The 14,745-nt window shown below is 52.9% G+C and carries 15 protein-coding genes; 9 read left to right on the plus strand and 6 right to left on the minus strand.

All coding sequences use genetic code 11. The features are described from left to right. Positions 1–198 precede the first annotated feature (198 nt). The 6 genes from J1781_RS09445 to J1781_RS09470 all read left to right on the plus strand — a co-directional run bounded on the left by J1781_RS09445 (position 199) and on the right by J1781_RS09470 (position 4,406). Positions 199–774 (plus strand): hydrolase, encoded by a 576-nt coding sequence (locus J1781_RS09445; RefSeq protein WP_217137723.1) that lies wholly within the window; start codon positions 199–201, stop codon positions 772–774. 84 nt (positions 775–858) lie between these two features. After that, positions 859–1,677: a DUF72 domain-containing protein gene (locus J1781_RS09450; protein WP_217137722.1), complete on the plus strand. Its 819-nt coding sequence runs from the start codon at positions 859–861 to the stop codon at positions 1,675–1,677. Positions 1,678–1,788: 111 nt separating this feature from the next. Further along, positions 1,789–2,184 carry an MAPEG family protein gene (locus J1781_RS09455; RefSeq protein ID WP_095922388.1) on the plus strand — a complete coding sequence of 132 codons (396 nt, stop codon included), beginning with the start codon at positions 1,789–1,791 and terminating at the stop codon, positions 2,182–2,184. A gap of 136 nt (positions 2,185–2,320) precedes the next feature. After that, on the plus strand, positions 2,321–3,064 hold the full coding sequence (gene cmoA, locus J1781_RS09460; protein ID WP_129952645.1) for a carboxy-S-adenosyl-L-methionine synthase CmoA: 744 nt from the start codon (positions 2,321–2,323) through the stop codon (positions 3,062–3,064). After that, the gene (gene cmoB, locus J1781_RS09465; RefSeq protein ID WP_217137719.1) at positions 3,061–4,032 is read left to right on the plus strand and encodes a tRNA 5-methoxyuridine(34)/uridine 5-oxyacetic acid(34) synthase CmoB; all 972 of its coding nucleotides are present in this window, start codon (positions 3,061–3,063) and stop codon (positions 4,030–4,032) included. The genes cmoA and cmoB overlap by 4 nt, the downstream gene beginning before the upstream one ends. Before the next feature lie 170 nt (positions 4,033–4,202). Continuing rightward, positions 4,203–4,406 carry a hypothetical protein gene (locus J1781_RS09470; protein ID WP_129952643.1) on the plus strand — a complete coding sequence of 68 codons (204 nt, stop codon included), beginning with the start codon at positions 4,203–4,205 and terminating at the stop codon, positions 4,404–4,406. Positions 4,407–4,794: 388 nt separating this feature from the next. Here J1781_RS09470 and cutC read toward each other — a convergent pair whose 3' ends face one another. Beyond that, on the minus strand, positions 4,795–5,553 hold the full coding sequence (cutC, locus tag J1781_RS09475; protein WP_129952642.1) for a copper homeostasis protein CutC: 759 nt from the start codon (positions 5,551–5,553) through the stop codon (positions 4,795–4,797). Between the two features lie 113 nt (positions 5,554–5,666). Between cutC and J1781_RS09480 the strand changes: the two genes are divergently transcribed. After that, entirely contained in the window at positions 5,667–6,815 is a 1,149-nt protein-coding gene (locus tag J1781_RS09480; protein ID WP_217233475.1) for a MalY/PatB family protein, read from the plus strand. On the opposite strand, the gene J1781_RS09485 is transcribed toward J1781_RS09480, so the two are convergent. Then, on the minus strand, positions 6,812–7,381 hold the full coding sequence (locus J1781_RS09485) for a VOC family protein (protein WP_217233476.1): 570 nt from the start codon (positions 7,379–7,381) through the stop codon (positions 6,812–6,814). The two genes, J1781_RS09480 and J1781_RS09485, sit on opposite strands and share 4 nt — an antisense overlap. Positions 7,382–7,597: 216 nt before the next feature. Here J1781_RS09485 and argS point away from each other — a divergent pair, with 216 nt between their 5' ends. Next, positions 7,598–9,331, plus strand: a complete 1,734-nt coding sequence (gene argS / locus J1781_RS09490) for an arginine--tRNA ligase (RefSeq protein ID WP_129952640.1) — start codon at positions 7,598–7,600, stop codon at positions 9,329–9,331. Between the two features lie 66 nt (positions 9,332–9,397). Here argS and murJ read toward each other — a convergent pair whose 3' ends face one another. The 4 genes from murJ to rimJ all read right to left on the minus strand — a co-directional run bounded on the left by murJ (position 9,398) and on the right by rimJ (position 13,317). After that, positions 9,398–10,933, minus strand: coding sequence for a murein biosynthesis integral membrane protein MurJ (gene murJ / locus J1781_RS09495; RefSeq protein WP_129952639.1), 1,536 nt, complete (start codon positions 10,931–10,933; stop codon positions 9,398–9,400). A 204-nt stretch (positions 10,934–11,137) separates the two neighbouring features. Next, positions 11,138–12,049, minus strand: coding sequence for a Gfo/Idh/MocA family protein (locus J1781_RS09500; RefSeq protein WP_217220453.1), 912 nt, complete (start codon positions 12,047–12,049; stop codon positions 11,138–11,140). A 16-nt stretch (positions 12,050–12,065) separates the two neighbouring features. Next, positions 12,066–12,719, minus strand: coding sequence for a YceH family protein (locus J1781_RS09505; RefSeq protein ID WP_129952637.1), 654 nt, complete (start codon positions 12,717–12,719; stop codon positions 12,066–12,068). A 10-nt stretch (positions 12,720–12,729) separates the two neighbouring features. Further along, positions 12,730–13,317 (minus strand): ribosomal protein S5-alanine N-acetyltransferase, encoded by a 588-nt coding sequence (gene rimJ / locus J1781_RS09510; protein ID WP_129952636.1) that lies wholly within the window; start codon positions 13,315–13,317, stop codon positions 12,730–12,732. A 212-nt stretch (positions 13,318–13,529) separates the two neighbouring features. Here rimJ and mdtH point away from each other — a divergent pair, with 212 nt between their 5' ends. Then, positions 13,530–14,735 (plus strand): multidrug efflux MFS transporter MdtH, encoded by a 1,206-nt coding sequence (gene mdtH / locus J1781_RS09515; RefSeq protein WP_217233477.1) that lies wholly within the window; start codon positions 13,530–13,532, stop codon positions 14,733–14,735. Positions 14,736–14,745: the final 10 nt, after the last annotated feature.

The following is a 14,745-nucleotide window of genomic DNA, read 5'->3' on the forward strand; positions in this document are numbered from 1 at the left end:
AAAGGAATTTCCGGCGAAGGATAAGTACGAACATGTCAACGCTGGCGCGGAAATTTATGCCTGTTGCTAGCTACACATAATTTAACAAAATTATATCTTTTTGCCCCCCGCGTTAGCATAAACTCGCGCCATCCCCTTTGTACACGCAGTAAATCACTCCTTTCTCTTATTACCTATTTTGAAAACCAGGAGCTAAGCATGAAACTTGATCCAAAAACGACCGCGCTGGTACTGATCGACTTACAGAAAGGGATTTTACCGTTCGCGGGCGGCCCGCACACCGCACAGCAGGTGCTGGACAACGCGACTGAACTGGCCAACCGTTTCCGTCAACTCGGTGCGCCAGTGGTGATGGTACGCGTAGGCTGGTCTGACTCCTTTGACGAAGCGCTGAAGCAACCGGTGGATGTGCCTTCTGTCGCACCGGAAGGCGGTTTACCGGCAAGCTGGTGGGAATTCCCGGAACAGCTGAACGTTACCGACAGCGATTTGCTGGTGATCAAACGTCAATGGGGCGCGTTTTACGGCACCGACCTGGATTTACAACTGCGTCGCCGTGGCATTAAAAGCATCGTACTGGCCGGTATTTCCACCAATATCGGCGTGGAATCAACGGCCCGTAATGCCTGGGAACATGGCTATGAACTGGTGATCGCAGAAGATGCGTGCAGCGCGCACAATAATGATCATCATCAGTCGAGTATGCAGTTTATTTTCCCGCGTATCAGCCGTGTCCGTTCCACCGCCGAAGTGCTTGCCGCGTTGCCAGCGTAACGTTACCCTGATTTCCATGCCTGAACGCCGCCCGCTGAGGCGGCGTTTTACCTGGGATCCGGCCCGGAAAAAAGGAGCACCGATATGTATATTGGTTTACCGCAATGGCACCACAGCGCCTGGGCGAAGATAGGTTTGCGTGATCTGGCCGATTACGCGCGGTACTTCAATTGTGTCGAAGGCAATACGACATTTTACGCCCTGCCCAAACAGGAAGTGGTGATGCGCTGGCGTGATATGACACCTGAATCTTTCCGCTTTTGTTTCAAATTTCCTTCCGACATCAGCCATAAAGCGGCACTGACGAATTGTCAGGAAGACGTCAGTATGTTTTACCGCACGCTTGAACCGCTTGGCGGACGCACCGGGCAACTCTGGCTGCAACTTCCGGCAGCGTTCGCGCCTGTCCATCTTGACCGCTTATGGCAGTTCCTGGATGCCCTGCCCGCCGGTTTCGATTATGGCGTCGAAGTTCGCCATCCGGATTTCTTCAAAAAAAGCGAGGCGGAACGTGCACTGAATCAGGGATTACATCAGCGCGGCATTAACCGTGCGATCCTCGACAGCCGCCCGGTACATAGCTCTACATCCGAAACACACGCGGTGCTTGAAGCCAAACGTAAAAAACCCGTTTTGCCACTGCATGCACTGGCGACATCCACCCGGCCAATTGTCCGCTTTATCGGTGGCGACAGTCTCGAAGCGAACCGCCCGCTGTTCGGTCAGTGGATCACCAAACTCAGCGACTGGCAATCACAAGGATTGTCGCCGTACCTGTTCATTCATACGCCTGATTGTTCCGACGCCCCCCAGCAGGCACGCAGCCTGTGGCAGGATCTGCGCCAGCATATTCCTTCGGTTCAGCCCGCACCGGACTGGCCGGAACAGGACACGTTGTTCTGAGAATATTCATGTTTTTCTGACGACAGTTTTACGTCATCCCGTTATCATAGTGACGCAGCGGAAAATCAGTGCCGTTCCGCCGGAAAACAGGGAATAACCAAGGAAGTCATCATGATTAGCGCGTTATATGTCGTGCTTGCCGCCATACTTTTAATCAAACTCTCTTTCGATGTTGTCCGTTTGCGGATGCAATACCGTATCGCCACCGGTGACGGCGGATCCTATGAATTACAAACGGCCATCCGCGTACACGGCAACGCCGTAGAATATCTGCCGATCGGCTGTTTACTGTTGCTGTATATGGAAATGAACGGCGCGGCAATCTGGACAGTACATGCCTGCGGCCTGTTACTGATCCTCGGCCGGTTATTTCATTATTACGGGCTCAAAAACCGCGAATTTGCCTGGCGCCGTAATGGCATGGCTGCCACTTATATTTCGCTGGTCCTGATGGTCGTGGTCAATATTATTTATCTGCCATGGTCACAGTTTTTGAACTTTGACTGATTACTGTGCCATTACCCGATAAATTTGATGTCCTTTTGAAACAACTCCCAGGCGCGCAGGTATCTGCCTGCGCCAGTATCTGCTAAAATCTGCCCTCAACTTTTTACCCACATTCTTTTTGGCCTGACTCACCGCTATGGCAAACCACGATAGATTGTTTTCTGCACCAATAGATAAGCTTGGCGACTGGACGTTCGATGAACGCGTCGCGGAAGTTTTCCCCGACATGATCCAACGCTCTGTCCCGGGCTATTCCAACATTATTTCGATGATTGGCATGCTCGCGGAGCGCTTTGTTCAGCCCGACTCCAATGTCTATGATCTGGGTTGTTCACTGGGTGCTGCCACGCTGTCGATGCGTCGTAACATTAAGGTGCCGGGCTGCCAAATTATTGCTGTCGATAACTCCCCCGCCATGGTGGAACGCTGCCGCCGCCACATTGACGCTTTCCGTGCAGATACGCCGGTGAGCGTGATTGAATCCGATATTCTGGATATCGGGCTGGAAAACGCCTCCATGGTGGTGCTCAACTTTACCCTGCAATTCCTCGAACCGGCAGACCGTCAGCGTCTGCTCAATCAGGTGTATCAGGGAATGCGACCGGGTGCGGCGCTGGTGCTGTCAGAAAAATTCAGCTTTGAAGACAAAGACGTCGGCGAACTGTTGTTCAATATGCATCACGACTTCAAGCGTGCAAACGGCTACAGCGAGCTGGAAATCAGCCAGAAACGCAGCATGCTCGAAAACGTTATGCTGACGGATTCCGTTGAAACCCATAAAGCCCGTTTGCATCAGGCCGGTTTCCAGCACACGGAAGTCTGGTTCCAGTGTTTTAATTTCGGCTCACTGATTGCACTGAAAGCCGGAGATGCAGAATGATTGATTTTGGTGATTTTTATCGCGTCATCGCTAAAGGGCCGCTGAGTCCGTGGCTCAATACCCTGCCCTCACAGCTAACCGCGTGGCAGAAAGAATCCCTGCACGGCAAATTTAAACTGTGGTTTAACTCCGTAGACCGCCTGCCGTTGCTGCAACCCGAGCGTCTGGATTTACTGCACGGCGTCAGCGCAGGTATGGAAATGCCGTTGCCTGCAGGCCAGCGCGAAGGCATTGAAAACCTGCTGCGCAACATGATGCCATGGCGTAAAGGTCCGTTTTCACTGTACGACGTTGAAATCAATACCGAATGGCGTTCAGACTGGAAATGGGATCGGGTTCTGCCGCATATTTCATCCCTTGTCGGGCGGACGATTTTAGATGTCGGCTGCGGCAGCGGTTATCATATGTGGCGCATGATTGGCGCAGGCGCCCATCTTGCCGTGGGTATCGACCCGATGCAGCTTTTCCTGTGTCAGTTCGAGGCGGTGCGTAAATTACTGGGCGGCGATCAGCGCGCGCATTTACTGCCGCTGGGCATCGAACAATTACCCGAGCTGAATGCGTTTGACACCGTTTTCTCTATGGGCGTGCTGTATCATCGTCGTTCACCCTTAGATCATCTTCTGCAACTGAAAAATCAGCTGGTCAGTGAAGGGGAACTGGTGCTGGAAACACTGGTTGTCGAAGGGGATAGTGAACAGGTTCTGGTACCGGGTGACCGTTACGCACAGATGGGGAATATCTATTTTATCCCTTCCGCACCAGCCCTGAAAAACTGGCTGATTAAATGCGGCTTTGTCGATGTGCGTATTGCAGATGTCAGCGTCACGACATGTGAAGAACAACGCCGTACCGACTGGATGACCAGCGAATCTCTGGCTGAATTCCTCGATCCGCAGGATCCGACCAAAACCATTGAAGGCTATCCGGCACCGCGCCGCGCCTTGCTCATCGCCCGCAAGCCGTAATTTCCTCTCACCTCCGTCAGTCAGTCCCCTGTCTGCCGGAGGTTATTGCCCGCACTTAACCCACACTTTCAGTCGCGTTACGCTGTACATCCTGCAGTAAAAAGGTCTAACCTTTCAGAAGGCTATCGGTTGTGATGACAAAGATCGTCTTTCGCGTTACGGGAGGAAGTATGAAGTTCCCAAAAGGCAGCATCGTTAAACACGTATCAGGTGATATCAAAGGCACCGTGATGAATACCTTTGAATCAGAGCACAACATCGTGTCGTATTACGTTTCCTGGGAAGATGGCAGCAGCAGCCTGCACCAGGAAAACGAATTACACTGGGCAAATATTGACGTCGCGATAAAAATAAAAAACTTTTACGAGAAGTAGTCTCCCCCTGTCTGCCACAGCCCTTTGTAAAGCTTCGCATTTTAACGCTTTATCATTGGATTGATCCCTGGCATCTCGTGTATAAGTTCGTCCAGATCAATTTATCAGTACGCGAGTATTTCGTGGAGAAATCAATGCGCAGAAGAATTCGATTCCTCATGGACCGCGCCGTTATTGTTTTAGGTCTTTTTGTGATGTGCCTGGTGGTGAAAGCAGGAATGTTCGGTGTGGCGCTGCTGACCTGGGGCTGAAGTGTTTTGCCCGTCAGAAAAAGCGCCTCTGCAAGTGCTTTTAAGAGCATAAAAAAAGCCCCGCCAATATGACGGGGCCTGGTACTTGCGCAGGGCGACGCAATAAGGGTCGTGTGACCCGGTTAAATTTTTATTTATCACGCCGTGCGGGATATTTCATCGTCAAACTGCAATGTACTTTTCATTGCGGCAACAATATCGCCGTCCACGCAATAACGACTGAATTCATCAAAGTCCGTGTCAGAGCTCATCGTGACACCGGCTTTACGGTAGCGCATGGCGGATTTAACCTGACGTCCCGCTGAGCTGTGTAACTCGCTCAGCCCGATATCAACGAACTTCTGCAAATTCGTCAGGCGCACACCCGCGCCAGCCATAATGATTGGACCACGCGTTAGCTGATTCAGTTCCCGTAGCATCGGTAAACCGACTTCGGCATTTTGTTGTTGTCCGGAAGTCAGAATGCGCGCCACCCCTAACTGAGTCAATTGCTCCAGTGCAATCTTCGGATTCAGACACATGTCGAATGCACGATGGAATGTCACGGCCATATCACCGCACAGCGCCATCACTTCCCACATTCTCGCCATATCTATGTGCCCTTCCGCGTCCAGCATGCCGACAACCAGCCCCGGATAACCAAGATCGCGAATACAGGCAATATCACTTTTCAACACCTCAAATTCACTTCGGCTGTAGCAAAAGTCACCCCCCCTTGGACGGACAATCGGGTGTACAGGGATGGTCACTTTTTCCCTCGCCAGAAGGAGAGTGCCGTAACTCGGCGTAATGCCGCCGTCAGCCTGACTGGCGCACAATTCAACACGATCGGCCCCGGCCTGTTCTGCTGTCAACGCACAATCAACGCTGTAACAACACACTTCTAATTTAGTCATGTGATCTCTCCTGTTTACGGCATTATGCTACAACACTTGTCTGTAACCGGCCATGTCGCGTAGGCTTTGAGATGAGCATCCCCGCCCAACCTGCTTGCTTAGGAAAGCTAACTATGACACTCAATTTTGATTTATGGGTAGACCGCAGTCACAGTGATAGCGTTAAGTGGAATAAATACAATAATCAGGATGTGATCCCGCTCTGGGTGGCCGATACCGACTTTACTTCTCCACCACAGGTTATCAAAGAGTTGCAGCAACGCGTTGCAGAAGGCGTCTTCGGATATGGTTTTACACCGCCGGAACTGGTTGATTTAGTGGTAAAACGTCTGGTGGATCGCTACGAATGGACAATTAAGCCCGAATGGATTGTCTGGCTACCGGGTCTGGTGTGCGGATTAAACGTCGCCGTTCGCGCCACCGTGGCACAGCAAAATTCCAGTCTGATGCCAATGCCCATTTATCCGCCATTTATGCAGGCGGCTCAGTCTGAAGGCCGTCAGTTTAAATACATTAATGTAACTGAACAGCAACAGCGCTGGGTGGCCGATTTTTCCAGTGCCGAAAACGTACTCGATGGCAGCGAAAAGCTGCTGATGCTCTGCAACCCCTATAACCCCGGTGGCACAGTGTATCGTCGCGAGGAATTACTCGAACAACTGGCCTTCGCCCAACGTCACGATCTGGTGGTATGTTCGGATGAAATTCATTGTGATCTGATCCTCGAGCCGGGCCTGAAACATATCCCGTTTGCTTCCCTCAATGCCGATGCTGAGCAGCGTTCGATCACACTCATGTCGCCGTCCAAAACTTTCAACCTGGCCGGTCTGGGCGCGTCGATGGCGATTATCCCTGACCCGGAACTGCGCCGGAAATTCCTTGAAGCCAGTAAAGGCATTATGCCGCACGTCAACATTCTGGCGTATGTTGCGGCAACCGCAGCTTATCGCGATGGCGAAGAATGGCTTAACGCGCAGCTCAGTTATCTGCGGGGTAACCGCGAACTGGCGACGACCAGAATCAACGCGATGCCGGGCTTACGCATGCTGGCACCGGAAGGCACCTACCTTGGCTGGATTGATGCCAGCGCACTGCCGGTGCAGGATCCTTACCGTTTCTTTGTCGAAGCCGGTGTTGGTTTCTCAGGCGGAGCCGATTTTGGCGCACCGGCTTACGTACGTATCAATCTGGGCTGCCAGCGCGCATTACTGGAAAAAGCGCTGGATCGCATGGATGCCGCCTTACTGGCGCTGCACCGTTAAGCCTCATCCCTTTCGCTGGCGACAATCGCCCGCAGGCTGTGCGGGTGAAATTTGATGGTCACAGATCCGTCGGTGACTGCCAGCGTCGGATTAGGCAAACGCTCGTTTTCCCCTTTTGGCGCACTTTGTTTCAGCTTAACACCGGGCGTCATCAACGCTTCATCGGCAATCAGCGCCAGCGCCCGTGTATATAATTCGTCTTCAGCCCCCGGCAGGACAATTTCAATATGTTCCCAACCTTCGTGCGGATAACGTTTATCGCCGGGATAAGGCAACTCGATCAGATCAATACTCAGCGGCCCGACCTGCACAGGTTCGTTCAGTGAGAACAGACAAATTGGCCGTCCGTTAATCAGGGTTTCATTCAGCAGGTTGCCACACTGTTCCAGCCCGGCTTTCCAGCGTTCCGCCGTGGTGTTCTGATGACAACGCACTGAAATATGATCCGCGTGAAACTCGCTCAGATTGATATGTAACTTTGCGGCGAACGCCGTCAGTACGCCGACAAAGCGCGGTAAATCATCAGCTAAATCCTGTAACTCCGGCACATGGTTCATGGCGGCCATCCTATCTGGTTTCAGTTTACGAATCTTCAGGGTCGGTAATTTACACAGCCTTTCATCCGGTTGCCAGAGACAGGCCGCACAATCGCGCTTTCCTCAGCCCGGACGCGCGGTGATACTGACGTCGCAGGGCGAATATGATATAAACACGCATTATTTTAGGTTCGTCCGCATTGGGATGAACAGCAAACAACCACATTCCTAAATAAAGGTACTTCGGTGAATATTCAGTCACTTCTTTCAGATAAAGTCAGCCAGGCGCTGATCGCTGCAGGCGCCTCAGCCGACAGCGAAGCGCAAGTCCGTCAGTCCGCTAAAGCTCAGTTTGGCGACTATCAGGCTAATGGTGTTATGTCCGTGGCAAAAAAACTCGGCATGCCACCGCGACAACTGGCAGAGAAAGTCGTTGAACTGTTAGATCTGAGCGGGATTGCCAACAAAGTTGAAATTGCCGGACCGGGTTTTATCAATATCTTCCTGGATCCTGCTTTTGTTGCCGCGCAGGTAGACCACGCGCTGAGCGATGAAAAACTGGGCATCGCACCGGTTGAACCCCAAACTATCGTTATCGACTATTCCGCGCCAAACGTAGCGAAAGAAATGCACGTTGGCCATATCCGCTCCACCATCATCGGTGACGCTGCCGTACGCACCAATGAATTCCTTGGCCATAAAGTGATCCGCGCTAACCACGTTGGCGACTGGGGCACACAGTTCGGCATGCTGATTGCCTACCTGGAAAAAGTGCAAAACGAAAATGCCGGTGATATGAATCTGGCGGATCTGGAAGAATTTTACCGCGCGGCCAAGAAAAATTACGATGAAGACCCAGCCTTCGCTGAGCGCGCACGTGGTTATGTAGTGAAGCTGCAAGGCGGCGATGAATACTGTTTGCAGATGTGGCGCAAACTGGTTGACGTAACCATGAAGCAAAACCAGCTCACCTACAATCGCCTGAACGTCACCCTGACCGAAGACGATGTGATGGGTGAAAGCCTGTACAACAGCATGCTGCCGGGCATCGTTTCTGACCTGCAGGCCAAAGGTCTGGCCGTCGACAGCGAAGGGGCTGTTGTCGTTTATCTGGATGAATATAAAAATAAAGAAGGCGATCCGATGGGCGTCATCATCCGTAAAAAAGATGGCGGCTACCTCTACACCACTACCGATATCGCCTGCGCGAAATACCGCTACGAAACTCTCGGTGCTGATCGCGTGTTGTATTACATCGACTCCCGTCAACATCAGCACCTGATGCAGGCGTGGACCATCGCCCGTAAAGCGGGTTATGTGCCGGATTCCGTGGCACTCGAACACCACATGTTCGGCATGATGCTGGGTAAAGACGGCAAGCCGTTCAAAACCCGTTCAGGCGGCACGGTGAAGCTGTCCGATTTGCTGGATGAAGCCATTGATCGCGCACGTAAGCTGATCACGGAAAAGAATCCGGAAATGAAAGACACCGCTGAACTGGAAAAACTGGTGAATGCCGTCGGTATCGGCGCCATCAAATATGCTGACCTGTCAAAAAGCCGTACCACTGATTACATCTTCGACTGGGATAACATGCTGGCGTTTGAAGGCAACACGGCACCTTACATGCAATATGCTTATACCCGTGTGGCGTCTGTCTTTAAACGTGCCGATATTGACGTAAACAGCCTGACCCGGCCGGTTGTGCTAAGCGAAGAACGCGAAGCGGCGCTGGCAACCCGTTTGTTGCAGTTCGAAGAAGTGCTGACGGTTGTTGCCCGTGAAGGCACACCGCACACCATGTGTGCCTATCTGTACGATGTGGCAGGCCTGTTCTCCAGCTTCTACGAACATTGCCCGATCCTGAATGCAGAAGATGAAACCAGTCGCAACAGCCGTCTGAAACTGGCGCTGCTGACACAACGCACGCTGAAAACCGGTCTGGATACGCTGGGTATCGAAACCGTAGAACGTATGTAACTCACGGCTGTGGATATTAAAAAAGGGCGCTCAGGCGCCCTTTTGTGTTTCTGAAATCTGCGTTAATCAGTCCAGCTTGCGGGCAAACTCTTTCACCCTAAAGCCCAGCAGGCCAAGCACCGCAAAGTAAGCCACCACCCCGACAGCGACCACTGCCGCCAGACGTGCCAGACGATACGCCATTCCGCCCACATCCCATGCAGGCATCAGCCACATCATGCCGAGCAATGCGGCTGACATCGCAACCACTGCCACGATAAGCTTGATGAGGAACACTCTCCAGCCAGGCTGCGGCTGAAAGATATCCTGCTTACGCAGTTGCCAGTAAAGCAGGGAGGCATTCAGACAGGCGGCCAGCCCGATCGACAGGGAAAGCCCCGCGTGTTTGAGTGGCCCGATAAAGGCCAGGTTCATGACCTGCGTCATCAGTAACGTAATGATGGCAATTTTCACCGGTGTTTTGATGTCCTGACGCGAATAAAAGCCCGGTGCCAACACTTTCACCACGATCAGTCCCATCAGTCCGACGGAATAGGCCACCAGCGCACGTTGCGTCATCGAAGCATCAAATGCGCTGAATTTGCCATACTGGAATAATGCCACCGTAAGCGGTTTAGCCAGAATACCCAGCGCGACAGAACTTGGCAGCGCCAGCAGGAAACACAGACGCAAGCCCCAGTCCATCAGGCGATTATATTCACCATGATTACCGCTGGAGAAACTTCGCGCCAGTGAAGGCAGCAGAATAGTGCCGAGCGCCACGCCCAGTACACCGGAAGGAAACTCCATCAGACGGTCAGCGTAATACATCCATGACACAGAACCGGAGACCAGAAACGATGCGAAGATGGTATTGATAATCAGTGAAATCTGGCTGACAGAGACACCTAAGATAGCAGGCCCCATCTGACGCATCACACGCCACACACCGGCATCTTTCAGATTCAGACGAGGCAATACCAGCATGCCGATTTTCTTCAAATGCGGAAGCTGATAACCCAGTTGCAGCACTCCCCCGGCCACCACAGCCCAGGCCAGTGCCAGCACCGGCGGGTGGAAATACGGCGCAGCAAACAATGCAAAACCAATCATGCTGACGTTCAGGAAGGTCGGCGCAAAAGCCGGGATCGAAAATCGGTTCCAGGTGTTCAGTATCGCCCCGACCAGGGATGCCAGGGAAATCAGCAGGATATACGGGAAGGTGATCCGCAGCAGCGAACTGGTGAGGGCAAATTTGTCAGGAGAATCCACAAAGCCCGGGGCAGTAATATAAATTACCCAAGGGGCTGCGATCATGCCCAACACGGTGACAATCGCCAGAACCAGCGTCAGTAATCCCGAGACATAGGCAATAAAGGTGCGGGTGGCCTCTTCGCCCTGCTGAGTTTTGTACTCAGCCAGAATCGGCACAAAGGCCTGTGAGAATGCACCTTCTGCAAAAATACGGCGCAATAAATTCGGGAGTTTAAACGCCACAAAAAAGGCGTCGGTGACCATTCCGGCGCCAAATACACGAGCCACAATGGCATCGCGGGCAAAACCTAATACACGTGAAAACATCGTCATAGAACTGACGGCTGCCAAAGATTTAAGTAGATTCATGTCGCTTTCTTGTTTACCGGTTTACATGTATATCAAATAGTTAAACCATCACGGCTGCATCAGCAACGTGAAAGAGGAACCCGCATGGCTCAAAGATGCGCTTAGTCTACGCATCCGCCATACAATAGCCACCGGCAGTTGTTTTATGTTGTTATAGAGTGTTAACCGTGCCATCCCGCGCGGTTTTCCTGTTAAGAATTCAGGTTAAGAATCCAGAATTTTGCCGATCATTGCCTGCGCATAAATTGCCTGCTCGCCGCTGGTTTCCGGCGCCGTCTGGTTACTCACGCAGGACACGAAGTGTTCAATGGCACCGACAAATCCGCGCTGCGCCAGCGTACTTTGCCAGCCCGGTACCGGCAGTTGTGTGAGAGTATCCTGCTGTTCTTCCCGCCAGATTTGCATATTATCCAGCTGATAGACTGCGCCGTCAGCCACTGCCTGCACGCTCTCACGGAAAGTCCCTGCCCGGCGGTGCATTGATGTCGTCACCAGCGTCTCGCCACAGAGGAAATGATGTTCGCCGTACAACATCTGATTGGCTTCGTTAATCTGAATCAGACCGCTTTCCAGGCTGGCATTGCCACCCGCAAGCCACAGCGCGGTATCCACCACGTGCAGATAATCGTCCAGCAAGGTGAAACGCAGGTCATTTGGCCCGACGCTGTCGGTCCGGTGTTTGTCCATGCGCACGGACGCCGGATTTTGCATCTGTTGTTTTAACTGGCGGTACAGCGGCGCAAAGCGGCGGTTGAAGCCGACCATCAGCGTTTTGCCCACTTTGTCAGCCTGTTCAACCAGCTGCTCGGCCTGCTTAAGTTCAGCGGCCAGCGGTTTATCCACATACACATGCACACCCTGCGCCAGCAGTTGACTGACCACCTCAAAGTGGCTGGCGGTACTGCTGTGCACAAAAACGGCATCACACTGCCCCGCCAGTTCATCCATGCGCGAAAAATTCGCCATGCGGTAACTGTCGCAAACGGCCTGTGCTTTTTGCTGATTAGGCGAAAAACCGCCCACCAGCGTCCAGTTTTGGGCATGACTGAGCACCGGCAGATATGCTTTTTGCGCGATACCGCCCAGCCCGATCACTCCGATACGTAATTTACTCACCGCACGCTCCTTTTCATTAATCGGCCAGATGCTGCAACAAATTTTCCAGACGCTGTTTCAGCTCCGCAACGTCGGCTTCCAGCGTTTCCACGCGCGCGGCGAGATCAGCGCTTTCCGGCGCAGCGCTGAACGGCGGTTCTTCGGCGCTGCTGGCCACGTTGCTGACTTCTCCGCTGAACAGATGCATATAACGGCTTTCACGCTTACCCGGTTCACGCGCCAGACGCACGCAGAACGGGCCGTCTTCACGGTTTGTCAGTTCAGTCAGCGTTTGCTCAACTTCAGCGACGTCTGAGAAATCATGCAGACGGTTAGTGCGGGTTCGCAGCTCGCCCGGTGTCTGCGCGCCACGCAATAACAGCGTGGTGACAACCGCCACTTCCTGCGGAGAAAATTTAAGATTACCGAATTCGGAATTACAAAAGCGGTGCTCATACTTCATGGTACGTGAGCCGCTCAGGGTACGGATAATATGTTTACGCAGCAGTAAATCCAGCGTTTGCTGAACGTCACTTTCACTCAGTTCCATTACCGGCTCGCGGTTGGTTTTCTGATTGCAGGCCGTCGTCAGGCCGTTAAGTGTCATCGGATACTGTTCTGGCGTAGTGAGTTGTTTTTCCAGCAAACAGCCCACGACACGGGCCTCGCGGGCGCTGAGTTCGTGTTTCATCGTGCTCTCCTTATCGGGACGGGGGTGTCCATTCGTGCCAGGTTAATGCTGTCAGCACGTGATCCTGCCATTTGCCGTCAATCAGCAGATAGTCTTTGGCATAACCTTCGCGTTCAAAACCGAGACGTTCGAGCAGCTGACCACTGCGTTTATTGTGCGGCATGTAATTGGCCATGATGCGGTGCATTTTTTGCTGGCGTTGCATATAGCGGATCAGGGACTGCAACGCTTCCTGCATCAGGCCTTTGCCTTGCCATTCCTGTCCAAGAGAATACCCGAGGAAACAGGCATGGAAAGAACCGCGCAGCACGTTGCTGAAGTTCGCCACTCCCATGACGCGATTTTCATCAGGGTCGAGCAAAATAAAATAATATGCACTGCCCTGTTTTTGCATCTCGGTAATCAGCCCCAGACGCGCCTGCCAGCCTGAGGGATAACAATGGCTTTCATCCCTGACCGGTTCCCACGGTTTCAGAAACGCGCGGTTCTCAGCGTAGTATTCAGCCAGCCGGTGTGCATCACGATCATGAACCAGGCGCAGGACCATCCGGTCAGTGGTAAGCCGTACCTTTGGCACGGCAGATTTGTAGCCAAACATCCCTTCCCTCCACATTCCGCATGGGTCGATAAATAGAATTTATAGGAAACGACAGATCATCGCTAATTCTGCCAGTCAGAACGCGGCTTGACGATAAAAAAATATTATCAATAGCGCCCTATCTAAATGCCTGTTTCCGGTTCAGACTGGAACGGTCTTTTCTCCTTTCTGTATCTGCCGGACAGGATACATATAATCGCTCATGGTGAAGCATGTCTCTGGTATCACAAGCTCGGAGCTTGGGTAAGTATTTTCTGTTATTAGACAACGCGCTGGTGATTTTAGGCTTTTTCGTGGTTTTTCCGTTGATCTCGATCCGATTTGTCGATCAGCTTGGCTGGGCAGCAATGGCCGTTGGTCTGGCGCTCGGCGTTCGTCAGCTTACGCAACAGGGATTAGGCATTTTTGGCGGGGCGATTGCTGACCGGTTCGGGGCGAAACCCATGATTATCAGCGGCATGTTATTGCGTGCTGCAGGATTTGCCGCGATGGCGATGGCCGATCAACCGTGGATCCTGGTCTGCTCCTGTATTCTTTCCGGCCTTGGCGGCACGTTATTTGATCCACCACGCACCGCGCTGGTGATCAAACTGACCCGTCCGCATGAACGCAGCCGTTTCTTTTCTCTGATGATGATGCAGGACAGCGCAGGCGCCGTTATTGGCGCCCTGATCGGCAGCTGGCTGCTGCAATATGATTTCCATTACGTTTGCTGGACCGGAGCCGCAATCTTCTGTCTGGCCGCTGCCTGCAACGCCTGGCTGTTACCGGCTTACCGCATTTCCACCCTGCGTACGCCGATGCGCGAAGGCATGATGCGCGTATTGCGTGACCGCCGTTTTCTGGCCTACGTCCTCACGCTCACCGGTTATTACATGCTGACTGTTCAGGTGATGCTGATGCTGCCGATTGCGGTCAATGATGTCGCAGGCAGTCCGTCAGCGGTGAAATGGATGTACGCCATCGAAGCCGTGCTGTCGCTGACGCTGTTATATCCGGTTGCCCGCTGGAGTGAAAAACGTTTCCGTCTTGAGCAGCGCCTGATGTTCGGTCTGCTGATCATGACACTGAGCCTGCTGCCGGTCGGGCTGGTCACCTCAATCAACCCGCTATTGTTGCTGATTGGCTTTTTCTACATCGGCTCCATCATTGCTGAACCGGCCCGTGAAACCCTCGGTGCCTCTCTGGCCGATGCCCGCGCGCGTGGCAGCTACATGGGCTTCAGCCGTCTCGGGCTGGCTCTCGGCGGCGTGATCGGTTATACCGGTGGCGGCTGGATGTACGACACCGGCCGTGCGCTCGCATTGCCCGAACTGCCGTGGTTATTACTCGGCGTTGTCGGCTTTATCACCCTCACCGGTTTGTACTGGCAGTTCAACCTGCGCCGCATCGAACCCGCCATGCTCAGCGGCAACTGATCCCTGTCAT

The sequence above is a fragment of the Rahnella perminowiae genome (genome assembly GCF_019049695.1).
GTDB lineage: Bacteria > Pseudomonadota > Gammaproteobacteria > Enterobacterales > Enterobacteriaceae > Rahnella > Rahnella perminowiae.

Excerpts from the sequence above, each read along its gene's own strand:
- J1781_RS09445 (WP_217137723.1), top strand. The coding sequence starts at position 199 with ATGAAACTTGATCCAAAAACGACCGCGCTGGTACTGATCGACTTACAG.
- J1781_RS09450 (WP_217137722.1), top strand. The coding sequence starts at position 859 with ATGTATATTGGTTTACCGCAATGGCACCACAGCGCCTGGGCGAAGATA.
- J1781_RS09455 (WP_095922388.1), top strand. The coding sequence starts at position 1,789 with ATGATTAGCGCGTTATATGTCGTGCTTGCCGCCATACTTTTAATCAAA.
- cmoA (WP_129952645.1), top strand. The coding sequence starts at position 2,321 with ATGGCAAACCACGATAGATTGTTTTCTGCACCAATAGATAAGCTTGGC.
- cmoB (WP_217137719.1), top strand. The coding sequence starts at position 3,061 with ATGATTGATTTTGGTGATTTTTATCGCGTCATCGCTAAAGGGCCGCTG.
- J1781_RS09470 (WP_129952643.1), top strand. The coding sequence starts at position 4,203 with ATGAAGTTCCCAAAAGGCAGCATCGTTAAACACGTATCAGGTGATATC.
- cutC (WP_129952642.1), bottom strand. The coding sequence starts at position 5,553 with ATGACTAAATTAGAAGTGTGTTGTTACAGCGTTGATTGTGCGTTGACA.
- J1781_RS09480 (WP_217233475.1), top strand. The coding sequence starts at position 5,667 with ATGACACTCAATTTTGATTTATGGGTAGACCGCAGTCACAGTGATAGC.
- J1781_RS09485 (WP_217233476.1), bottom strand. The coding sequence starts at position 7,381 with ATGGCCGCCATGAACCATGTGCCGGAGTTACAGGATTTAGCTGATGAT.
- murJ (WP_129952639.1), bottom strand. The coding sequence starts at position 10,933 with ATGAATCTACTTAAATCTTTGGCAGCCGTCAGTTCTATGACGATGTTT.
- J1781_RS09505 (WP_129952637.1), bottom strand. The coding sequence starts at position 12,719 with ATGAAACACGAACTCAGCGCCCGCGAGGCCCGTGTCGTGGGCTGTTTG.
- rimJ (WP_129952636.1), bottom strand. The coding sequence starts at position 13,317 with ATGTTTGGCTACAAATCTGCCGTGCCAAAGGTACGGCTTACCACTGAC.
- mdtH (WP_217233477.1), top strand. The coding sequence starts at position 13,530 with ATGTCTCTGGTATCACAAGCTCGGAGCTTGGGTAAGTATTTTCTGTTA.